The organism is Streptomyces sp. NPDC054796 (assembly GCF_053611545.1).
Genome location: NZ_JBSHAO010000033.1, coordinates 1 through 20804, shown reverse-complemented (window position 1 = coordinate 20804; position 20804 = coordinate 1). Strand labels below are relative to the sequence as shown.

19 protein-coding genes and 1 pseudogene are annotated in these 20804 nt (G+C 71.2%); 7 read left to right on the top strand and 13 right to left on the bottom strand.

Translation table 11 applies throughout. The annotated features are described in order from the left end of the window. Positions 1-24 precede the first annotated feature (24 nt). The 4 genes from ACWGJ2_RS25170 (at position 25) to ACWGJ2_RS25155 (ending at position 3307) form a co-directional block, all read left to right on the top strand. A complete protein-coding gene (locus ACWGJ2_RS25170; RefSeq protein WP_453348479.1) occupies positions 25-1065 on the top strand; it encodes a metal ABC transporter substrate-binding protein in 1041 nt (346 codons plus the stop codon). A 94-nt stretch (positions 1066-1159) separates the two neighbouring features. Further along, entirely contained in the window at positions 1160-1921 is a 762-nt protein-coding gene (locus ACWGJ2_RS25165; protein WP_453348478.1) for a metal ABC transporter ATP-binding protein, read from the top strand. Further along, positions 1918-2820, top strand: a complete 903-nt coding sequence (locus ACWGJ2_RS25160; protein ID WP_453348477.1) for a metal ABC transporter permease — start codon at positions 1918-1920, stop codon at positions 2818-2820. Before ACWGJ2_RS25165 ends, ACWGJ2_RS25160 begins: the two co-directional genes overlap by 4 nt. A 73-nt stretch (positions 2821-2893) precedes the next feature. Next, complete coding sequence (locus tag ACWGJ2_RS25155; protein ID WP_453348476.1) at positions 2894-3307, top strand: Fur family transcriptional regulator; 414 nt, start codon at positions 2894-2896, stop codon at positions 3305-3307. A gap of 83 nt (positions 3308-3390) precedes the next feature. Here the strand turns inward: ACWGJ2_RS25155 and ACWGJ2_RS25150 are convergent, their stop codons facing one another. Both ACWGJ2_RS25150 and recO read right to left on the bottom strand, forming a co-directional pair. Continuing rightward, complete coding sequence (locus ACWGJ2_RS25150) at positions 3391-4194, bottom strand: isoprenyl transferase (RefSeq protein WP_453348475.1); 804 nt, start codon at positions 4192-4194, stop codon at positions 3391-3393. Positions 4195-4397: 203 nt separating this feature from the next. Then, positions 4398-5141: pseudogene (gene recO, locus ACWGJ2_RS25145) on the bottom strand (DNA repair protein RecO); the annotation flags it as partial. A 139-nt stretch (positions 5142-5280) separates the two neighbouring features. On the opposite strand from recO, the gene ACWGJ2_RS25140 reads away from it, so the two are divergent. After that, positions 5281-5922, top strand: coding sequence for a hypothetical protein (locus ACWGJ2_RS25140; protein WP_453348474.1), 642 nt, complete (start codon positions 5281-5283; stop codon positions 5920-5922). 56 nt (positions 5923-5978) lie between these two features. Here the strand turns inward: ACWGJ2_RS25140 and ACWGJ2_RS25135 are convergent, their stop codons facing one another. From ACWGJ2_RS25135 to leuA, 3 genes are all read right to left on the bottom strand, one after another. After that, positions 5979-7370: a GH1 family beta-glucosidase gene (locus ACWGJ2_RS25135; RefSeq protein WP_453348473.1), complete on the bottom strand. Its 1392-nt coding sequence runs from the start codon at positions 7368-7370 to the stop codon at positions 5979-5981. A 78-nt stretch (positions 7371-7448) separates the two neighbouring features. After that, positions 7449-8144 carry a TerB family tellurite resistance protein gene (locus ACWGJ2_RS25130; RefSeq protein ID WP_453348472.1) on the bottom strand — a complete coding sequence of 232 codons (696 nt, stop codon included), beginning with the start codon at positions 8142-8144 and terminating at the stop codon, positions 7449-7451. Positions 8145-8471: 327 nt separating this feature from the next. Then, the gene (gene leuA / locus ACWGJ2_RS25125) at positions 8472-10241 is read right to left on the bottom strand and encodes a 2-isopropylmalate synthase (protein ID WP_453348471.1); all 1770 of its coding nucleotides are present in this window, start codon (positions 10239-10241) and stop codon (positions 8472-8474) included. 413 nt (positions 10242-10654) lie between these two features. Here leuA and ACWGJ2_RS25120 point away from each other — a divergent pair, with 413 nt between their 5' ends. Next, positions 10655-11740, top strand: coding sequence for a M4 family metallopeptidase (locus tag ACWGJ2_RS25120; RefSeq protein WP_453348470.1), 1086 nt, complete (start codon positions 10655-10657; stop codon positions 11738-11740). A 58-nt stretch (positions 11741-11798) separates the two neighbouring features. Beyond that, positions 11799-12071: a protealysin inhibitor emfourin gene (locus tag ACWGJ2_RS25115; RefSeq protein WP_453348469.1), complete on the top strand. Its 273-nt coding sequence runs from the start codon at positions 11799-11801 to the stop codon at positions 12069-12071. Between the two features lie 94 nt (positions 12072-12165). On the opposite strand, the gene era is transcribed toward ACWGJ2_RS25115, so the two are convergent. From era to ACWGJ2_RS25075, 8 genes are all read right to left on the bottom strand, one after another. Then, a complete protein-coding gene (era, locus tag ACWGJ2_RS25110) occupies positions 12166-13128 on the bottom strand; it encodes a GTPase Era (RefSeq protein ID WP_453348468.1) in 963 nt (320 codons plus the stop codon). A 95-nt stretch (positions 13129-13223) separates the two neighbouring features. Further along, complete coding sequence (locus tag ACWGJ2_RS25105; protein ID WP_453348467.1) at positions 13224-13592, bottom strand: cytidine deaminase; 369 nt, start codon at positions 13590-13592, stop codon at positions 13224-13226. Between the two features lie 74 nt (positions 13593-13666). After that, positions 13667-14482 carry a DUF3152 domain-containing protein gene (locus ACWGJ2_RS25100; RefSeq protein WP_453348466.1) on the bottom strand — a complete coding sequence of 272 codons (816 nt, stop codon included), beginning with the start codon at positions 14480-14482 and terminating at the stop codon, positions 13667-13669. A 277-nt stretch (positions 14483-14759) separates the two neighbouring features. After that, the gene (locus ACWGJ2_RS25095) at positions 14760-15122 is read right to left on the bottom strand and encodes an MmcQ/YjbR family DNA-binding protein (protein ID WP_453348553.1); all 363 of its coding nucleotides are present in this window, start codon (positions 15120-15122) and stop codon (positions 14760-14762) included. 2 nt (positions 15123-15124) lie between these two features. Further along, positions 15125-16531 (bottom strand): hemolysin family protein, encoded by a 1407-nt coding sequence (locus tag ACWGJ2_RS25090; protein WP_453348465.1) that lies wholly within the window; start codon positions 16529-16531, stop codon positions 15125-15127. Further along, positions 16528-17028, bottom strand: a complete 501-nt coding sequence (gene ybeY / locus ACWGJ2_RS25085) for an rRNA maturation RNase YbeY (RefSeq protein WP_453348464.1) — start codon at positions 17026-17028, stop codon at positions 16528-16530. The genes ACWGJ2_RS25090 and ybeY overlap by 4 nt, the downstream gene beginning before the upstream one ends. 12 nt (positions 17029-17040) lie before the next feature. After that, the gene (locus ACWGJ2_RS25080) at positions 17041-19191 is read right to left on the bottom strand and encodes a PhoH family protein (RefSeq protein WP_453348463.1); all 2151 of its coding nucleotides are present in this window, start codon (positions 19189-19191) and stop codon (positions 17041-17043) included. Positions 19192-19295: 104 nt separating this feature from the next. Next, on the bottom strand, positions 19296-20561 hold the full coding sequence (locus ACWGJ2_RS25075; protein ID WP_453348462.1) for a carbohydrate kinase family protein: 1266 nt from the start codon (positions 20559-20561) through the stop codon (positions 19296-19298). Positions 20562-20804: the final 243 nt, after the last annotated feature.

The following is a 20804-nucleotide window of genomic DNA, read 5'->3' as shown; positions in this document are numbered from 1 at the left end:
CCATGTAGGTTGAAAATGAGTGTCATGAACGCTCGACGACGACTGCCTTCACGGGGACTCATACGGACCACGGCCGCGGCCACCGCTCTCGGCCTCGGCGCCCTCACCCTCGCCGCCTGCGGCAACGACTCCGCGGCCGGTGACGACGGCAAGGTCAACGTCGTCGCGTCGTTCTACCCCATGAAGTTCCTCGCCCAGGAGATCGGCGGCAAGTACGTCAGCGTCGACAGCCTCACCAAGCCGGGCGTCGAACCGCACGACCTCGAACTCAGCCCGCAGCAGACCGGGCAGCTCAGCGAAGCCGATCTCATCGTCTACCTCAAGGGCCTCCAGCCCGCCGTCGACGAGGCCGTGGGCCAGTCCGGCGTGAAGAACGTCGCCGAGGCCACCTCGTACACCTCCCTCGAAGCCCACGGCGACGACGTGCACGGCGAGGAGGGCCACGACCACGGCGGGGAAGAGGGCCACGAGGAGCACGAGGGCCACGACCACGCCGAGGAAGAGGGCCACGAGGGTCACAGCCACGAGACCGAGAGCGGCGAGGACCCCCACATCTGGCTCGACCCGGTGCGCTACGCCGAGGTCGCCAAGGGCGTCGGCAAGGAGCTGGCCAAGGCCGATCCGGACCACAAGGCCGCCTACGAGAAGAACACCGCCTCCCTCGTGAAGCGCCTCGAATCCCTCAACAAGGAGTTCGAGAAGGGCCTGGAGAAGCGCAAGACCGACACCTTCGTCACCACCCACGCCGCCTTCGGCTACTTCGCCGAGCGCTACGGGCTGCACGAGGAGGCCGTCTCCGGCATCGACCCCGAGTCCGAGCCGAGCGCCGCGCGCATGAAGGAGCTGCACACGGTCGCCAAGGAGGACAAGGTCAGCACCGTCTTCTTCGAAGACAACGCGAGCGACAAGACCGCCAAGGCCCTCGCGGGCGACCTCAAGCTCAAGACCGGCGTCCTCAGCCCCCTGGAGAGCGTCAAGAACGAGAAGAAGCAGGACTACTTCTCGGTCATGCGCGAGAACCTGTCGGCGCTGCGCACGGCGCTGAACGCGGGCTCCGGTTCCTGACGTGTCACCATCCGACTCCTGAGCACCCGAATACCCGAGCAAGCGGGCCCGCGCAGCACGCGAGCACCCCGAGGACCGAGGAAGGCGACCCGCCATGGCCCCACCGGAGACCGTCATATCCCTGCGTGACGCGACGGCCACACTCGGCGCGCGGCCCGTGCTGCGCGGCATCGACCTGACCGTCGGCCGTGGCGAGGTCGTCGCGCTGCTCGGGGCCAACGGCTCCGGCAAGTCCACCACCGTGCGGGCCGTCATCGGGCAGGTTCCGCTCACCGGCGGCAGCCTGGAGCTGTTCGGCACGCCCCTGGCCCGCTTCCGCGAGTGGCGGCGCCTGGGCTACGTACCGCAGCGCTCCACGGCCGCCGGGGGCGTGCCGGCGACGGTCCGCGAGATCGTCTCCTCGGGGCGACTGGCCCGCACGCGGCTGCGCCCCCTCGGCCGCGCCGACCGCGCCGCCGTGGACCGCGCCCTGGAGCTGGTGGGCATGCGGGAGCGCGCCAGGGACTCCGTGAGCGCCCTGTCGGGCGGCCAGCACCAGCGGGTGCTCATCGCCCGCGCGCTCGCCGGAGAGCCGGAGCTGCTGTTGATGGACGAGCCGCTGGCCGGGGTCGACCTCGCCAGCCAGCGGGTGCTCGCCGACGCGCTGCGCGAGCAGGTGGCGGGCGGCAGCTCCGTGCTGCTGGTGCTGCACGAGCTGGGCCCGCTCGCCCCGCTGATCGACCGCGCCGTGGTGCTGCGCGACGGGCAGGTCGAGCGCGTCGACCACCCCGAGCGTCTGCACGACCTGGCCTGCCACCCGCACGACACCCCCGAGGCCGAACCCGCCTCGAAGATCGAGACCGGACTGCTGACATGACCGAGCTGCTGGACTACGCCTTCATGCAACGGGCACTGCTCGCCGCCCTGCTGGTCGGCATAGCAGCGCCAGCCGTCGGGATCTACCTCGTCCAGCGCCGCCAGGCGATCATGGGCGACGGCATCGGCCACGTCGCCCTCACCGGCGTCGCGCTCGGCTTCCTGCTGAACACCAACCCGGTGTGGATGGCCGTGCTCGTGGCGTCACTGGGCGCCGTCGCGATGGAGCTGATCCGCTGGTACGGGAAGGCGCGCGGCGATCTCGCGCTCGCGATGCTCTTCTACGGCGGCATGGCGGGCGGCGTCATGATCATCAACCTCTCGCCGAACGGCTCCAACGCCAACCTCACCACCTACCTCTTCGGCTCCATCACGACCGTCTCGAACTCCGACGTGATCGCCATCGTGTGCCTGTCGGCCTTCGTGCTGGCGGTCTCGCTGGGGCTGCGGCGGCAGTTGTTCGCCGTCTGCCAGGACGAGGAGTTCGCGCGCGTGACGGGGCTGCCGGTGCGGGTGCTGAACCTGCTGCTGGCCGTCACAGCCGCCGTGACGGTGACGGTGGCCATGCGCGTCGTGGGGCTGCTGCTGGTGAGCGCGCTGATGGTGATCCCGGTCGCCGCAGCGCAGCAGGCCACGCGGGGCTTCGCGACCACCCTGTTCGTCTCGATGGGCTTCGGGGTGCTGGTGACCCTCTCCGGCACTGCGACCTCGTACTACGCGGACGTACCGCCCGGCGCCAGCATCGTCGTCCTCACCATCGCGCTGTTCATCGTGGTGACCGCGCTCGCGGCGCCGCTGGCCCGGCGCAGGGCGAGGGCTGTCGCTCGACGGGACGAAAGCGGCACCCTGGAGGAGAAGAACGGGGAGGACGAGAAGGACGGGGAGGCCCTACGGGCGTAACAACCGCTCCTGGGTTGCGCCTGGCACAATGAGGCGGAAAGGACCCAGGAGCACGACGAACGAAGGAGACAGCGTGGCCACCGCAGGTCCCCCTGTCCGCGGCCGGTCGACCCGGCAGCGCGCCGCCGTGTCAGCGGCCCTTGCCGAGGTCGAGGAGTTCCGGAGCGCGCAGGAACTGCACGACATGCTCAAGCACCGCGGGGACTCGGTCGGGCTGACCACGGTCTACCGCACCCTCCAGTCCCTCGCCGACGCGGGCGAGGTCGATGTGCTGCGTACGGACGAGGGCGAGGCGGTCTACCGCCGCTGTCACAGCGACGATCACCACCACCACCTGGTCTGCCGCCACTGCGGCAAGGCGGTCGAGGTCGAAGGCCCGGCCGTGGAGAAATGGGCCGAGTCGATCGCGGCGGAGCACGGCTTCGTGGACGTCGGCCACACGATCGAGATCTTCGGCACGTGCGGGGACTGCGCGTCGCGCACGTGAGTCCCTGACCGGACACCGGACGGAAAGGGTGCGGGCCCGTACGCCTCGGCGTACGGGCCCGCACCCTTTCGTGGCGCCTCGCGCTACTTGGCGGGGGGCGCGCCGCCGAAGCGCCGGTCGCGCTGCGCGTACTCCAGGCAGGCCCGCCACAGGTCACGGCGGTCGAAGTCGGGCCACAGCACGTCCTGGTAGACCATCTCGGCGTAGGCGCTCTGCCAGATCAGATAGTTCGACGTGCGCTGCTCGCCCGACGGGCGCAGGAAGAGGTCCACGTCGGGCATGTCCGGGTAGTACAGGTACTTCGCGAGGGTCTTCTCGGTGACCTTCGACGGGTCCAGCTTGCCCGCCTTCACATCCTCGGCGAGGGCCTGTGCCGCGTCCGCGATCTCGGCACGACCGCCGTAGTTGACACAGAAGTAGAGCGTCATCGCGTCGTTCCGCTCGGTCTGCTCCTGCGCGACCTGGAGCTCCTGGACGACGGACTTCCACAGCTTGGGCATCCGGCCGACCCAGCGGATGCGAATGCCCAGCTCGTCCATCTCGTCGCGGCGGCGGCGGATGACGTCGCGGTTGAAGTTCATCAGGAAGCGCACCTCCTCGGGCGAGCGCTTCCAGTTCTCCGTGGAGAAGGCGTACAGGGAGAGGTTCTTGACGCCCATCTCCAGGCAGCCCTTGAGCACGTCCATGACGACGCCCTCGCCGACCTTGTGGCCCTCCGTGCGCGGCAGGCCCCGCTCCTTGGCCCAGCGGCCGTTGCCGTCCATGACGACCGCCACGTGGTTCGGGATCAGCTCGCCCGGGATCTTCGGCGGGCGGGCGCCCGAGGGGTGCGGCTCGGGCGTGACGTACTCGCGACGCTGCCGGGACAGCATTCCGCGACGTGCCATGGGTGTTCAGCTCCAGGGGTGGGTTCCGGGGACCGGGTTCGGGTGCGGGACGGGGGTGATGCGGGACCGGTAGGGGCGAGGGTAGCCGGTCACGACGGTTCGGGCTGCGTGGGGCGGGGACGCTCGGCCGGGCCGGGAGGGGCCCCGGGAGAGGCTCCGGGAGAGGCCCGGGGAGGCTCCTGGGGAGGGGCCGCCTTGTCGGTCCTGTCCACGTAGCGCAGCGAGCGCAGCCCGCGCTCCAGGTGCCAGTGCAGATAGGCCGAGACCAGGCCCGTGCCCTCGCGCGCGTGCCGGGGCTCGGCGGCGTCGGCCGTCGCCCAGTCGCCCGTGAGCAGCGCCCCGAGGAGCCGCAGCGCCTCGGGCGAGGGGACGACGCTGCCGGGGACGCGGCACTCCCCGCAGACGACGCCGCCGGAACCGACGGAGAAGAACCGGTTCGGGCCCGGCATCCCGCACTTCGCGCAGTCCCCGAAGCTGGGCGCGTAGCCGCCGACGGCGAGCGAGCGCAGCAGGAAGGCGTCCAGCACGAGCCCCGAGGCGTGCTCGCCCGAGGCGAGCGTGCGCAGTCCGCCGACGAGCAGCAGGTACTGCTGCACGTTCGGCTCGCCCTCGTGGTCCGTGAAGCGCTCGGCGGTCTCCAGCATGGCGGTGCCGGCGGTGTAGCGGGCGTAGTCGCTGACGATGCCCTGGCCGTACGCCGCGATCGTCTCCGTCTGCGTGCACAGGGGCAGCCCGCGCCCGATCAGCTCGCTGCCGCGCGAGAAGAACTGCACGTCGACGTGGCTGAACGGCTCCAGTCGGGCCCCGAACTTCGACTTCGTGCGCCGCACTCCGCGCGCTACGGCGCGTACCCGCCCGTGACCCCGGGTGAGCACCGTGATGATCCGGTCCGCCTCCCCCAGCTTCTGGGTGCGCAGCACGATGCCGTCGTCGCGGAACAGACTCATGCGGCCATTGTCGCGTACGGCCCGGAGGGGGACGGGGCGGAGGGCGCTCGCCCCCTGTGAACCCTTTGTCACCGTCGTACGTGGTCCTACCCCAAAGGGCTCCAATGCCTCAGAGCCCACGCAGAGAGGAAAACCGGATATGGCTGATCGCCCCACCTATCCCTATGACCAGCCGTTGCAGGGCAACGGCTTCAGCGCACCGAGCAACCCCTACGACCAGTACAGGCAATTCGACAACCCGACCAGCCCCAGCCCCGTCAGTACCGGCCATAACAGCCAAACCCCCCAGAACGGCTACAACACCTCCGGTCGGCGGGGCGCGGACGAGGTCATCATCGGGAGGTACGGCTACCAGGAGCAACTCCCCGCCTACAACGCGTACCCCCCAGCCGCCCCGAGCGCCCAGGGCACCCCGGCGCCGACCTACCAGTCGCCCCCGTCCCACGTGTCGGCGTCCCGCGGCTCCAACGCGCCGTCGTACCAGCAGCAGCCGTACCAGTCGTACCCGTCGAGCGACCCCGCCATCACCGACACTCTCCGGGCGCTCGGCGGTCCCGGCGGGCACCCCGCGCCCTTCGACCCGCAGGCCCTCGCCGCACAGGGGCGGCGTGCCGGTTACGCGGGCATGCAGCCCGGCGGCCAGGGGCACAGCACGAGCCACCGCCACCACACCAGTACCTCTCGGAGCCAGGCCCCCTCCGCACCCTCTCAGCCCCGCGACTCGCACCGCAGCTCGCGTCACAGCACGCACCACTCCAGTAGTGGAGGCCGGACCCGCTGAGGCCAGGGCGGCGGGGCCGCACCGGCCCCGCCGCTCGCCGTCCCCCGGTGGCCGTCTCACGGGCGCGCCGCACGCTGGGACTGCCCGGCCCGCTGGGCCCGCAGTTGCTCGCGGAACCAGCGGTAGGAGTCCTTGGGGGTGCGCTCCAGGGTGTCGTAGTCCACGTGCACCAGGCCGAAGCGCTGTGTGTACCCCTCGGCCCACTCGAAGTTGTCCAGCAGCGACCAGACGAAGTAGCCGCGCACGTCGGCCCCCTCGGCCATCGCGCGGTGCAGCTCCCGCAGGTGCGCTTCCAGGTAGTCGACGCGACGGCCGTCCGCGACGCGGTCCTCGTACGCGCACCCGTTCTCGGTGATGACGACGGGCGGCAGCCGCTCCCCATAGCGCTCCCGCAGGCCGTGCAGCAGCTCGGGAAGGCCCTCGGGGACGACGGCCCAGCCGAAGCCCGTACGGGGCCGGTCGGGGATCTCCCGGGGCGCGAAGGGGAGCCCGTCGGGCAGCCCGACCCCGGCGAACCCGCCGTCGCCCTCACCCGGCGCGGGCGCTCCCACCAGTGTGGGCTGGTAGTAGTTCACCCCGTAGAAGTCCAGCGGCGCGGCGATCGTCTCCAGGTCCTCGTCCACGGGTCCTGGCAGGGCGGCGGCCAGTCCCTCGTCCGGGTAGCGGCCGAGCAGCAGCGGGTCGGCGAACAGCCAGTTGGTGAGCAGGTCGTACAGTTCGGCGGCGCCGGTGTCCGCCGCGCTGTCCGAGGCGGGCCTGACCGGGCCGTGCGAGTTGGCGATGCCCACGGAGCGCGCCCCGCGAGCGCGCAGCGCCGCCACGGCCAGCCCGTGGCCCAGGAGCTGGTGGTGCGCGGCGGGCAGCGCGTCGAACAGGAGCCGTCTGCCGGGCGCGTGCTCGCCCAGTCCGTAGCCGAGGAGGGTGAGTTCGGCGGGCTCGTTGAGGGTGATCCACCGCTCGACGCGGTCACCGAGGCGCGCGGCCACTGTGTCCGCGTAGTCCGCGAAGAGGTACGCCGTGTCGCGGGAGAGCCAGCCGCCGCCCGTCTCCAGGGGGAGCGGGGTGTCCCAGTGGTAGAGCGTCGGCACGGCGCGTATGCCCGCGGCGCACAGTTCGTCGACGAGGCGGTCGTAGAAGCCGAGCCCGGCGGCGTTCACGGGGCCCGAGCCGTCGGGCAGCACGCGCGGCCAGGCGACCGAGAAGCGGTACGCGCCCACCCCCAGCTCCTTGAGCAGCGCCACGTCCTCGCGGTAGCGGTGGTAGTGCCCTGTGGCGACGGCGGCCGTGCTCCCGTCCCTGATCCGGCCCGGCTCGGCGGCGAACGCGTCCCAGGCGGAAGGGCCCCGCCCGTCCTCGTCGACGGCGCCCTCGATCTGGTGGGCCGAGGTGGACACGCCCCACAGGAAGCCGGCGGGGAAGGCGGGCAGCGGTGTTCGCGGGCTCGTCATGACCCGGCTTCCTTACCGAGGGCGGGAGTTGGACGGGCTACGGGAGTCGGCGACGCGCGTTCCAAGGGGACGTACGGCTCAGGAAGGCGTACGCGCCGCCTGGGCGAGCAGCCGTTCGATGTCGTCGGCGTCCATGCACAGGGCGGCGCCGACCGCCGCCAGCACGTCGCGTTCCCCGGCCCGGTAGAGGCCGTCGGCCAGGGCGATGCGCGCGCCCTGGAGCAGCAGGCTCTCGCGCCCGGCGGGGGCCAGATGGGGCCCGAGGGGCGCCAGGGCCTCGTGCAGCTCGATCTCGACGGGCACGCTGTCCGCGCCGAGCGCCGCGAGGAGCGCCGTCAGCTGCTCCTCGGAGCACTCCGGGTACCCGGCGGCCCGGACCGTCTCCACGGCCGTCTCGCGGGCCGCACGGGCCTCTGTGCCGCCCGCGGCGAGGACGGCGAGGGCGACCGCGTGCACGGCGTCCCGCAGCATCGCCGCGAGGCGGGTGGTGGTGGGGTGGTCGAGGGCCTCGGCGCCGAAGTGGGCGCGGCAGGCGGCGCATTCGAGGACGGGGCCCGCGCTGCCGCGCGGCACGAGCGGAACGCCCAGCAGCACGAAGCGGCGGTGTCCTGTGCGGCGGCGGTAGCTGCGGTCGCCGCCGCAGCCGGGGCAGAAGAAGTCGCCGTCGTCGATGGTGTGCCAGACGGTGCGGACACCGGCGACGCGGACGCGTCCTGTGCCGTCGGCACGCTCCGCGCGCGCCGTACGGGCTCGCGGATCACGGGAACGCCTCACGCCGCACCTCCGTCACGAATCGGCAACGCTGCCGTCAGTGAACGTGATGTTAACCACAGCCATGATGCGGCGTCAGCACCCCGCCCGCACCTTTCGGCTTCCGGCCGCCGAGGAGGGGGCCGTACGGCGCCGTCGGGGCCCGCCGTCGCGGCGGGCCCCGATGGCGCTGACGTGCGAAGGGCTGCTGGTGAGCCGTCTCGTTGACGGCGGACGGTCAGCCCGGCGGGCGTCACGCGCGCCGCCACCCGGCACCGCCCGCCACCGCTCGGCTGACGCCCGCCGCCTACCGGCCCGGCGGCCCGTTTCAGCGGGCAGCGCCGGACCGGCTCAGCGGCGCGCCGCGCGGTTCACGGCGGAGACGACGGCCTTGATGGAGGCCCGCACGATGTTCGCGTCGATGCCGACGCCCCACAGGACCTTGCCGTCGATGGCGCATTCGATGTAGGCGGCGGCCTGCGAGCCCGCGCCCTCGCTCATGGTGTGCTCGACGTAGTCCAGGAGGCGCACGTCCACGTCGACGGCGTGCAGCGCGTCGAAGAAGGCGGCCAGCGGGCCGTTGCCCGTGCCCTTCAGCACCGTGTCCTCGCCGTCGACGGTGGCCTCCACCGTCAGCGCGTCGTGGCCCTCGCTCGTCGTGGACGCCTGGGCGCTGCGCAGCGCGATGCGGCCCCAGCTCTTCTCCGGGGTGGGCAGGTACTCGTCCTGGAAGACGTCCCAGATGGCGGCCGGGGTGACCTCGCCGCCCTCGGTGTCGGTCAGCTCCTGGATGATCTTCGAGAACTCGACCTGCATGCGGCGCGGCAGGTCGAGGCTGTGCTCGCCCTTCAGCACGTAGGCGATGCCGCCCTTGCCGGACTGCGAGTTGACGCGGATGACGGCCTCGTAGGAGCGGCCGACGTCCTTGGGGTCGATGGGCAGGTACGGCACCGCCCACTCCAGGTCGTCCACCGTCTTGCCCTGCTGGGCCGCGCGGTTCTCCATCGCCTCGAAGCCCTTCTTGATGGCGTCCTGGTGGGAGCCGGAGAAGGCGGTGTAGACGAGGTCGCCGACGTACGGGTGGCGGGCGTGGACCTCCATCTGGTTGCAGTACTCGGCGGTGCGGCGGATCTCGTCGATGTCCGAGAAGTCGATCATCGGGTCGACGCCCTGGCTGAAGAGGTTCATGCCCAGCGTCACCAGGTCCACGTTGCCGGTGCGCTCGCCCTGCCCGAACAGGCAGCCCTCGACGCGGTCGGCCCCGGCCATGACGGCCAGCTCGGCCGCCGCGACCGCGGTACCGCGGTCGTTGTGGGGGTGTACGGACAGGCATACGTTCTCGCGCCGCGACAGGTTGCGGGACATCCACTCGAAACGGTCCGCGTGGGTGGAGGGCGTGGAGCGCTCCACGGTGGCGGGCAGGTTCAGGATGATCTCGCGGCCCTCCTCGGGCTGCCAGACGTCCATGACGCCCTCGCAGACCTCCAGCGCGAAGTCCAGCTCGGTGTCCGTGAAGATCTCGGGGCTGTACTGGTAGCCGAACGCCGTGCGGTCGTCGAGCAGCTTCTCCGCGTACTCCATCACCAGCCGGGTGCCGTCGACCGCGATCTGCCTGACCTGGTCACGGGTGCCGCGGAAGACGACCTCGCGGAAGACGGGCGCGGTCGCGTTGTACAGGTGGACGGTGGCCCGGTGTGCGCCCTTCAGGGACTCCACGGTGCGCTCGATCAGCTCTTCGCGGGCCTGGGTGAGGACGGAGATCGTCACGTCCTCGGGGATCGCGTCCTCCTCGATGATGGAGCGCACGAAGTCGAAGTCGGTCTGGCCCGACGAGGGGAACCCGACCTCGATCTCCTTGTAGCCCATCTTCACCAGCAGGTCGAACATCGCGCGCTTGCGCACGGGCGACATGGGGTCGATCAGCGCCTGGTTGCCGTCGCGCAGGTCCGTCGACAGCCAGCGGGGTGCCTTGGTGATGCGGTTGCCCGGCCAGGTGCGGTCGGGGATGTCCACGGCCTCGTACTCGCCGTACTTGTGGAACGGCATCCCGGAGGGCTTCTGCCCGACGGTCGCCGCGGTGATGGGCGTGGGGCGGCCGATGCGGGAATCGGAGGAAGTCATGATGCGTGGGCTCCTGATCGCGGAGGGCTCCGCGTGAGTGGGCTTCGAGGACCGACTGCGGTGGCAGCACCAGACTCCGCGGGGAGGGGGTCGGTCGTACGACTACAGACCCTCGCCGCGGCAGCTAAGGAGAAGCAGCCCGAAACGCATGATGGCGACAGCCTAACCGAGGCGGCCGTGTTGCCCAGGGGGTGTATCACCATGCGGGATGGCGTATCAGCGAACCGTAAAGCGGCCGAGGGGGTGACGGAGAGGGGTGACGGAGAAGGGGCGAGGGGCGGCGCCGGGGCGCGGTGGGGGGCGTTACCAGACTTTGGCCAGGGAGTCGGCTTCAGGACGTTCCAGGCATTCCTTCGTACGAATCATGGCAGCAGGCGGTGACAGGAGAGTGACCCAGTGCCACATTGCGCAGTATGAACGCACACTCCTCTCACATCCCAGTTTTCTGCACCATCGTGCCGCCCCACGTCCTGGACCGGATCTCCCGGAACGCGGACGCGGCGCTGGCCGATCCCGCCCGGCGCACCCTGGAACGGGACGCCTCGCAGCGCACCCGGCGCCGGATCACCACCGTGCGGATGCCGCTGGCGGCGGCGCCTCCCTCGGTGGCGGACGACGCGGACAAGAAGCCCGAGCGCACGATCTACGATGCCAAGACCAAGGAGGAACTGCCCGGCAAGAAGGTCCGGACGGAGGGCAGCAAGCCGTCCAAGGACGCCAGCGTCAACCGCGCCTACACCGGCCTCGGCGCCACCTTCGAGCTGTTCCTCTCCGCCTTCGACCGCTACTCCATCGACAACGCGGGCCTGCCCCTGGACGCGACCGTCCACTACGGCGAGCAGTACGGCAACGCCTTCTGGGACGGCGAGCGGATGGTCTTCGGCGACGGGGACGGCGAGCTGTTCAAGGACTTCACGCTGCCCGTCGACGTCATCGGCCACGAGCTGACGCACGGCGTCACGCAGTACACCGCCAACCTGGAGTACTTCAGCCAGTCGGGCGCGCTCAACGAGTCCGTCTCGGACGTGTTCGGCTCCCTCATCAAGCAGTACGGCCTCGGCCAGACCGCCGACCAGGCCGACTGGCTGATCGGCGCCGAGCTGCTGACGGACCGGGTCGAGGGCGTCGCGCTGCGCTCCATGAAGGCGCCGGGAACGGCGTACGACGACGACGTGCTCGGCAAGGACCCGCAGCCCGCCACCATGGACGACTACGTCCACACCGGCTCGGACAACGGCGGCGTCCACATCAACTCGGGGATCCCGAATCACGCCTTCTACGTACTCGCGACGGAACTGGGCGGCCACGCCTGGGAGCGCGCGGGACAGATCTGGTACGACACGCTGACCTCGGGTGATCTGAAGCCGGACTGCGACTTCTCCGCGTTCGCGGCGGTCACCCTCGCGAAGGCGGCCGAGCGGTACGGCGACACCAGTGCGGAGCACGGGGCGGTGGTGAAGTCCTGGTCCCAGGTAGGTGTCACCCCCACGGAGAATTAGGGCTCTCCGGGCGGTGTAGCCCCTTATGTTCCGGGCGGCCGGACGCGAGGATGAGCCCATGCGTATTTCCGTCATCCGCACAGGCGGCTTCGGTGGGCTCACTCGCAGGGCCACGCTGGAGACCGCCGGCCGCCCGGACGCCGACGAACTCGCCTCGCTCGCCCGCAGCGCCCTCGCCGAGGGCCGGGAGCGGCGCCCGACGGGGGTGCCCGACGGGTTCCACTACGAGATCGACGTGGACGGCGACGTCGCGTACGGCGCCGACCCCCGCCTGAGCGAGAACATGTCGGCCCTGATCAGCCTGGTGCTCAAGGAAGGCGACACGAAGTAGCCGCGGTGTCCGGTGCCCCGGCCGGAAGCCGGGCCAGACCTCGGGCCCTGGGCCAGAACCCTTGGGCCTTGGCTCAGATCTCCTGGGCCCCGGCTCAGAACCCGAGCCTGCGCAGGGCCTTCGGGTCGCGCTGCCAGTCCTTGGCGACCTTGACGTGCAGATCGAGATAGACCGGGGTACCGAGCAGCGCCTCGATGTGCTTGCGCGACTTCGTCCCGACCTCCTTGAGCCGCTTGCCCTGGGGGCCGATCACGATGCCCTTCTGGCTGGGGCGCTCCAGGAAGACGTTGGCGTGGATGTCCAGCAGGGGCTTGTCCGCCGGGCGGCCCTCGCGGGGGATCATCTCCTCGACCACCACGGCGATGGAGTGCGGCAGCTCGTCCCGCACGCCCTCCAGCGCCGCCTCCCTGATCAGTTCCGCGACCATGACCTGCTCGGGCTCGTCGGTCAGATCGCCGTCCGGGTAGAGGGGCGGGCCCTCGGGGAGCAGCGGCACCAGCAGATCGGCGAGGAGCCGCACCTGCTGATCGCCGACGGCCGACACGGGGACGATCTCGGTCCACTCGAAGCCGAGGTCCTGCGCGAGCCTGTCCACGGCGAGGAGCTGCTTGGCGAGGGTCTCGGAGTCCACCAGGTCCGTCTTGGTGACGACGGCGACCTTGGGCTTCTTCTTCATGGCCGCCAGCTCGGCCGCGATGAAGCGGTCCCCGGGGCCGAGCTTCTGGTCGGCGGGCAGGCAGAAGCCGATGACGTCGACCTCGGCCCACGTCGTACGGACCACGTCGTTCAGCCGCTCGCCGAGCAGGGTGCGCGGCTTGTGCAGCCCGGGGGTGTCCACCAGCACGAGCTGGGCCTCCGGGCGGTGCACGATGCCGCGCACCGTGTGCCGCGTGGTCTGCGGGCGGTTGGAGGTGATCGCGACCTTCGTGCCCACCAGGGCGTTGGTCAGGGTCGACTTGCCCGCGTTCGGGCGGCCGACGAAGCACGCGAAGCCGGAACGGTGCGGAGGGGCATCGGTGGCCTCGGGGGCGGGGGAAGGTGCGCTCATGGCGACCATTGTCCCCGATCGGGCGGGCCGCCGGTCCCGTCGGGCCTGCGGGGGCCGGGTAAGGGCACGGGTGCGGGTCCGGGGCGGGCCCGCGCCGCCGAGAGTCAGCCCGCTGTCGTCGTGGTGCGCACGGTGCCGTCGGGGCCCGCGAGCAGCACGGGAGTGGCGGGGCCGCCGAGGTCGTGCACCGCGGCGAGGTCGGCGACGGCCAGCTCCTCGGCCTCGGAGACCACCGCTGCGGCCTCCAGCGACTTGGCGCCGGAGGCCACGGCCATCGCGACGGCGGTCTGGAGCGCGCTGAGCTGGAGCGAGGCGAGGGCGACGGAGCCCGCGACGTAGGTACGCCCTGTCTCGTCGCGCACGGCCGCGCCCTCGGGCACGGCGTTGCGGGCCCGGGTCGTGCGGGCCAGCGTGACGATCTTGCGGTCCTCGGGGTCCAGCGTCTGCGCACTCTCACTCATACGGGCGAGCATATGCGCTCCGGCCTGGGAGCCGCGCACGCGGCGCCGCGTCGTCGCCGCTTCGACGCCTGGCCCCGTCCGCCTCGTCAGGGGACCGAGGGCCCCGACAGATAGGTGCCGTCGCTGTCGTACGGCCAGGGGTTCGCCTTGCAGCCGTCGAGCCCCTTGATCTGCTGCATCATCGCCGGAGCGGGCTTGCCGGGCCCGGGACACCCCTCGTGCCCGTACCCGAGGAAGTGTCCGACCTCGTGGTTGACCGTCAGCGCGTGGTAGTCGGAGAGGCTGTGCTGGTAGTACGGGGAGGCCAGCAGCCAGCGCTTGATGTTGACCACCACGTTCTTGCCGACGCGGCAGTTGACCTCGCCGCCGGTCTCCAGGCCGCCCTGCCCGCACATGCGGTCCACGGTGCCCGGGGTGGCGACGACCACGGTGAAGTCGTGCGCCTCGCCGCCGTCGGTGACCTGCTGGAAGGACGCCTTGCCACCGGCCGTCCAGCCACGGGGGTCGGCGAAGACCCTGCGCACCTCGGCCGAGACCGCGTTCGGGGTCTGCGCCAGGTTCTCCTCCACCTTGACCTTGTAGCGGAAGAGCCTGCCCGTGCTGCCGATCCGCTCCCCCGCGACCGTCGCCGTGCGGAACTCGCCGGGGCCGTCGGCCGGGTACGTCGCGTTCGGGTCCACGGCGTCGCCGCTGGGGGACGGGGAGCCGCTCGGGGACTTCGAGGTCTTCGGCTTGGCCGACTTCTTCGACGGGGAAGGGCTCGGCTTCGGGCTCTCCGAGGGCGAGGGGGACGCCGTCGCCTCGCCGGAGGTGCCGGAGGGCGCTGTGGCCGTCTCCCCGTCGGCCCGCTCCTGGCTGTCGGGGACCAGGAAACCGCCCAGGAGCGCGGCGGCGGCGACCACCGCGATTGCGCATACCGCCAGCACCACGGAGCGTGACCGCGAGCGGCGCCGACGCCGCCGTCTGCCCCGTCCCGCCGGGGCGTGGGATATCCGCGACCGCCCGTCGGACCGCGCCCTGCTCATCCTGCGGTCCCGGTGGACCCGACGTTCGCCGTGCGGGCGGCGCCTGCGCTGCCGTACTGATCGTTCATCGTGTTGTGTCCCATCCGCGGAGGGCGCTTCGATCTCCTGCGGAAGATCAGACGCGCGCACCCCGGCAAAAGTTCACGGAAGCCGCTCAGGCGCGGTCGAGGAGCAGCCGCTGCGCGCGGGGGAGCTTGGCGACGACCAGGTCGTAGGAGTCCTCGATCAGCTCCCGCACCATCCGCTCGGGCAGCGAGCCGTCGAGGACGACGGTGTTCCAGTGCCGCTTGTTCAGGTGGTAGCCGGGGAGGATCGCCGCGTGCGCCGCCCTCAGCCGCACCGCCGCCTCCGGTTCGCACTTGAGGGTCACCCGAAGCGGCTCGTCGTCCAGCGAGCTGAACACGAAGATCTTGCCACCCACCTTGAACGTCGCCAGCTCCGGGTTGCCCGGGAACGGGTAGTCCTCGAAGGCGCCGTTCATCTCCAGGCAGAAGTCACGCAGCGCGTCAGGGGTCAGGGTCACGCCTGCCGCTCCTCGCCCTCGGCCGCCGTCACCGGCCCGTCCTCGGCGCCGGTGGTCTCCTCCCCCGGAGTCCCCGGAGTCCGAGTCCGGGGGGCTCGCGGGGGCTCCTCCGTGGAGCGGACGGGCTCGGCCAGCACCGTGACGATGCGGTTGCGGCGGCCCGCGGGGGCCTCCGCCGTCAGGCGCAGGGCGTGCAGCCCGGGGTCGGAGCGGTCCTCGGTGACGTCGATCGTCGCCGTCGCGCCCGCGATCGGGACACGGCCCAGCGCCTTGGCCAGCAGGCCGCCGACGGTCTCCACGTCCTCGTCGTCCAGCCCGACCAGTCCGTACAGCTCGCCGAGATCGCCGATGTCCAGGCGGGAGGTGACGCGGTAGCGGCCCTCGCCGAGATCCTCGACGGGCGGGAGTTCGCGGTCGTACTCGTCGGTGATCTCGCCGACGATCTCCTCCAGGATGTCCTCGATGGTGACGATCCCGGCCGTGCCGCCGTACTCGTCGATGACCACCGCGACGTGCGTGCGGTCCTGCTGCATCTCGCGCAGCAGGTCGCCCGCGTTCTTGGTGTCGGGCACGAAGAACGCGGGCCGCATCGCCGTCGAGACCAGCTCGGACTCGGCCTCGCGGCTGATGTGGACCTTACGCGCCAGGTCCTTGAGATAGACGATGCCGACGATGTCGTCCTCGCTCTCCCCCACCACCGGGATGCGGGAGAAGCCGGAGCGGAGCGCGAGGGTCAGCGCCTGGCGGATCGTCTTGAAGCGTTCGATGGTGATCAGGTCCGTGCGCGGGACCATCACCTCGCGCACGATGCGGTCGCCGAGCTGGAAGACGGAGTGCACCATCTTCCGCTCCTCGGCCTCGATGAGCGACTCCCGCTCGGCGAGGTCCACCATCGCGCGCAGCTCCGCCTCGCTCGCGAACGGGCCCTTGCGAAAGCCCTTGCCCGGCGTGAGCGCGTTGCCCAGCAGGATCAGCAACTGCGGCACGGGGCCGAGGATGCGGGCGAGCGGGACCAGCACGTACGAGGCCGCCGTGGCCGTGTTCAACGGGTGCTGGCGGCCGATGGTGCGCGGCGAGACGCCGATCGCGACGTACGAGACGAGCACCATGACCGCGATGGCCACCGTCAGGGACTCCCACGTCGCGTCGAAGGCCCGCAGGCACGCGTACGTGACGAGCGCGCCCGAGGCCACCTCGCAGGCGACGCGCAGCAGCAGCGCGAGGTTGAGATAGCGCGTGGGATCGGCGGCGACGAGCGCGAGGCGGTCGGCGCCGCGCCGCCCCTGGCGCACGGCCTCCTCGGCGCGGTAGCTCGTCGTGCGCGCCAGGCCCGCCTCGGCGCAGGCCGCCAGCCAGGCGACGACGACCAGCAGGACGGCCGCCGCGATCAGTTGCGCGGTCACGACGTGGTGGTCGGCGCCGGGGAGGGGCCTTCCATGCCGCGCTCCGCGCGCCAGCCGTCGAGGATCGCTGACTGGAGACCGAACATCTCCGCCTTCTCCCTGGGTTCCTCGTGGTCATAGCCCAGCAGGTGCAGCACCCCGTGGACGGTGAGCAGTTGCAGCTCCTCGTCCATGGAGTGCTGCGTCGGCGCGTCGGCACCCTGCTTCTCGGCGACCTCGGGGCACAGCACGATGTCCCCGAGGAGGCCCTGCGGCGGCTCGTCCTCGTCCCTGACGGGCGGGCGCAGCTCGTCCATCGGGAAGGACATCACGTCCGTGGGGCCCGGCAGGTCCATCCACTGGATGTGGAGCTGCTCCATGGCGTCGGCGTCGACGACGATCACGGACAGCTCGGACAGCGGGTGGATGCGCATCCGGCCCAGCGCGTAGCGGGCGATGTCGAGGAGGGACTCCTCGTCCACTGCCGTGCCGGACTCGTTGTTGACGTCGATCGCCATGGTGCGGGTTACTCAGCGCTTTCTGTTGCTGGTGCCGGTTCCGTTGCCGTGTCCGTTGGCACCGTTCATGGTGCCGTTGCGGTCGTCGAAACGCTGATACGCGTCGACGATGCGGCCGACGAGCTTGTGCCGGACGACATCGGAGCTGTCGAGCTGCGAGAAGTGCACATCGTCCACGCCGTCCAGGATCTCCTGGACCTGGCGCAACCCGCTCTTCGTGCCACCGGGGAGATCGACCTGCGTGACATCACCGGTGATCACGATCTTGGATTCGAAGCCGAGCCGGGTGAGGAACATCTTCATCTGCTCGGGGTTCGTGTTCTGCGCCTCGTCCAGGATGATGAACGCGTCATTGAGGGTGTTGTGCGTCAGCAGATGATCCTGCGTGACGTACAGCGAGTCCTCGGCGGCCACCTGGATGCATACACACTCCTCGCGCCCGGCGGGTTCGATGGAGTCGACGAACCGCATCGGCCGCCCACCGCCTCCGGCCGCGTGGTACTTCTCCCGCTTGCGGGCAAGACGGAAGGGCTCGATGCCTTCAGGCAGGCGGATGTCGATGACGTGGGCGTCCCGGCGATAGGGGACATCCCGGCCGTTCACGCGTCCCGGCCTGCGACCCTCTGCCGCGCGCCGCCGCGCGTACGCCGTTCCGCCCAGCGACTGGACGAGTGCGATGACGTCGTCCCGGAGGAGGATCGAGGTGGTCGTGTACTGAATCCGGCAGGTGCGGTCCGCCTGGGTGACCGGGCCGCCGTCCGAGTCCAGCAGCCCCTGGAGGAGCGCCAGTCGGACGTCCTTGGAGTTGTGGAGGTACTCCTCCGGCACGTACTTGGTGTGCGACCGCGCGCCCAACAGGTCGAGTGTGCGCAACGCGCCTGTGACCGGGTTCTCGGAGCGCATGGAGTCGCCGGGCTGCCGTACCCGGTTCAGCACGTAATCGACGTGGGTCTTCTGCCGTGCGGTGACGCCGGGGAACGAGCCCGCCAAAGCGGTGGCCAGTTCCGGATCCGCGGTGGAGAACGACGGGGTGGTCTCACCGGTGATGCAGCCGTCCCCGAGGAGCAGCCCCAGTGCGTACGGGTCCATGGGGACCTCACGCCCGGGGAAGCTGACCGGCGCCGTCAGCATCGGCAGCTCGTACCGCCGGGCGTGAGCGGCGCGCAGATTGCCGATCATCTCCTGGGTCTCCATGACCCGCCACGGCTTGCCGCGCCGCTTGTCCGAGGCCGTACGGACCGTCCACAGGTGCTCACCGCAGGCCAGCGTCCAGGCGCCGTCCTGGGACGTGACCCGGTAGACGTCCTTCTCCCCCTGCGGATAGACACCCAGCACGGGGGTCGGCTCGCCGTTGGAGCCGATCACCAGGTCACCGACCTGGAGGTCACCGATGGGGCGCCAGCCGTCGGGGGTCAGGACCTTGGTGAAGGTCGGCTGTGCCCTACCTCGCATGTACGCCAGCGGCGCGACCTCGATCGTGCCCGCCGCCATCAGACGGGGGATCGAGTCCGGGTCCAGCATGTCGTGCAGCGCGTCATAGAGCGGGCGCAGATACGGATCGATCTTCTCGTAGAGCGTACCGGGCAGATAGCCCAGCCGCTCGCCCGCCTCGACGGCGGGACGAGTGAGGATGATCCGGTTGATCTGCTTGGACTGGAGCGCCTGCACCGCCTTGGCCATGGCGAGATAGGTCTTGCCCGTGCCGGCGGGGCCGATGCCGAAGACGATGGTGTGCTGGTCGATCGCGTCGACATAGCGCTTCTGGTTGAGCGTCTTGGGGCGGATCGTCCGCCCCCGGTTGGACAGGATGTTCTGCGTCAGCACCTCGGCCGGGGTCTCGCTCCCCGTCCCGGCGCCGCTCTCCTGATCGCGCAGCATCGCGATGGAGCGCTCGACCGCGTCCTCCGTCATCGGCTGGCCCGTGCGGAGCACCAGCATCATCTCGTCGAAAAGGCGCTGGACGAGGGCCACTTCGGCGGCATCGCCCGTCGCGCTGATCTCGTTCCCGCGGACGTGGATGTCCGTGTGCGGGAACGCCTTCTCGATGACACGCAGGAGGGAATCGCCAGAGCCCAGCACGGTCACCATCGGGTGCTTGGCTGGGACGGAGAAACGGGCGGTGGCCTGATCCTGCCCGGCCTGGTTCGTGGTTGTCTGCGTCATGGGCGGCCTCTGGGGCCTGCTCATCCCTCTCTGTACTGTCCGGCTCCTGGGTTATCAAGAGTACGACGCGCCACTGACAGGCAAGAACGCATTTACGGTCTCGGTTACGCCTCGCTCACCCCCCGTGCGCCAGGCCCCTCACCCGGCCCCCTGCGGAAGCCGATCGTCGGCACCGCCCTGCGCAGCGGCCACTGACGGCCACAGCCCATGAGCAGCGCGTCCAGGAAGGCGTAACGACGCAGCGCCGCCGCGTCCTGGTCCGCGTACCGGCGCGTGTGCTGCCACCAGGCGGCGATCTCGGCCCAGCCCGGCGCCGAGAGCGAGCCCCCGAACTCCTGCACCGACAGCGCCGCCGTCAGCCCCGCGAAGGCGAGACGGTCCGCGAGGGGCCACTCGGCGAGGCTCCCCATGACGAACCCTGCGACGAACACGTCCCCCGCGCCCGTCGTGTCCAGCGCCTCCACGGCGATGGCGGGCACGTCCGCGCTCTCGCCCGTACGGCCGTCCACGGCGCAGGCACCCTCGGGGCCGAGCGTGACGACGGCCAGCGGCACATGTTCGCTGAGCGCGCGGGCCGCGGCGCGGGGGCAGTCCGTACGGGTGTAGCGCATCGCCTCGGCCGCGTTCGGCAGGAACGCCTCGCAGTGCGCCAGATCGGGGAGCGCGGCCAGGTCCCAGCGGCCCGTGTCGTCCCAGCCGACGTCGGCGAAGATACGGCTGCCCCGGCGGGCCGCCGTCGCGATCCACTCCTGGGAGCCGCCAGGCACCAGCGAGGTCACGCACGCGCGCGCCGGCGGCGGGCACTCCGGTGCCTGCGGGTCGTAGGCCGTCGCGGCGTCCTTGGGCGGGGCCTCGTGGCCGTGCGAGACCATCGTGCGCTCGCCCTCGTACGCCATGGACACGGTCACCGGGCTGTGCCAGCCGGGGACCGTGTGCGACAGGGCGAGATCGATGCCCTCGCCGTGCTCCAGGGCCTCGCGGCAGTAGTCGCCGTACATGTCGTCGCCGAAGGCGGCGGCGAGGGAAGTGCGCAGGCCCAGGCGCGACAGCGCCGTCGCCATGTTGGCGACGCCGCCGGGGCTGGAGCCCATGCCCCGGGCCCACGACTCCGTGCCCCTGACCGGGGCCGAGTCCAGGCCCGTGAAGACGATGTCCAGGAAGACGGTGCCCGTGAGGTAGACGTCCCAGTCCGTCCAGTCCGCGTCCTCGTCGCGGAGTGCCGCGAGGGGGTCGAACCGCGTGTGCGGGGGCGGGGGCGGGGTGCTGTGTCGGGCGTCCCTGTCCGTCGTTCCGTCGACGCCCGTGTCCCTGCCGGTGTCCCTGCCGGTGCCCGTGCCCGTCCCCGTGCCCGTCCCCGTGCCCGTGCTCACCGTGCGCTCTCCTCCCCGTCGGCTGTGGGTACGGCGATGCCAGTGTGCCTCAGCGGCGCGGAAACACAGGGTTGCCCCTGCACGCTGGTGTGCCCCCTCACGGGGTGCGGGGTGACGGCCACACGGGGTGCCCGTTTCTCGTAGGGGGGCGCCTTCCCTGGTGCCCCTTTGGGTTCGTTCGCGTGTTGCGGGCCGGTGGCACGGGTTGTGCCCACCCGTCCCGCCTTGCGGGACGATTGCCCA

What these genes read in the sequence shown, in the direction of transcription:
- ACWGJ2_RS25160 (WP_453348477.1), top strand. Translation starts at nt 1,918, where the DNA reads ATGACCGAGCTGCTGGACTACGCCTTCATGCAACGGGCACTGCTCGCC.
- ACWGJ2_RS25080 (WP_453348463.1), bottom strand. Translation starts at nt 19,191, where the DNA reads ATGACGCAGACAACCACGAACCAGGCCGGGCAGGATCAGGCCACCGCC.
- ACWGJ2_RS25115 (WP_453348469.1), top strand. Translation starts at nt 11,799, where the DNA reads ATGCGTATTTCCGTCATCCGCACAGGCGGCTTCGGTGGGCTCACTCGC.
- ACWGJ2_RS25170 (WP_453348479.1), top strand. Translation starts at nt 25, where the DNA reads ATGAACGCTCGACGACGACTGCCTTCACGGGGACTCATACGGACCACG.
- ybeY (WP_453348464.1), bottom strand. Translation starts at nt 17,028, where the DNA reads ATGGCGATCGACGTCAACAACGAGTCCGGCACGGCAGTGGACGAGGAG.
- ACWGJ2_RS25140 (WP_453348474.1), top strand. Translation starts at nt 5,281, where the DNA reads ATGGCTGATCGCCCCACCTATCCCTATGACCAGCCGTTGCAGGGCAAC.
- ACWGJ2_RS25120 (WP_453348470.1), top strand. Translation starts at nt 10,655, where the DNA reads ATGAACGCACACTCCTCTCACATCCCAGTTTTCTGCACCATCGTGCCG.
- leuA (WP_453348471.1), bottom strand. Translation starts at nt 10,241, where the DNA reads ATGACTTCCTCCGATTCCCGCATCGGCCGCCCCACGCCCATCACCGCG.
- ACWGJ2_RS25105 (WP_453348467.1), bottom strand. Translation starts at nt 13,592, where the DNA reads ATGCTCGCCCGTATGAGTGAGAGTGCGCAGACGCTGGACCCCGAGGAC.
- ACWGJ2_RS25165 (WP_453348478.1), top strand. Translation starts at nt 1,160, where the DNA reads ATGGCCCCACCGGAGACCGTCATATCCCTGCGTGACGCGACGGCCACA.
- ACWGJ2_RS25150 (WP_453348475.1), bottom strand. Translation starts at nt 4,194, where the DNA reads ATGGCACGTCGCGGAATGCTGTCCCGGCAGCGTCGCGAGTACGTCACG.
- era (WP_453348468.1), bottom strand. Translation starts at nt 13,128, where the DNA reads ATGGTCGCCATGAGCGCACCTTCCCCCGCCCCCGAGGCCACCGATGCC.
- ACWGJ2_RS25135 (WP_453348473.1), bottom strand. Translation starts at nt 7,370, where the DNA reads ATGACGAGCCCGCGAACACCGCTGCCCGCCTTCCCCGCCGGCTTCCTG.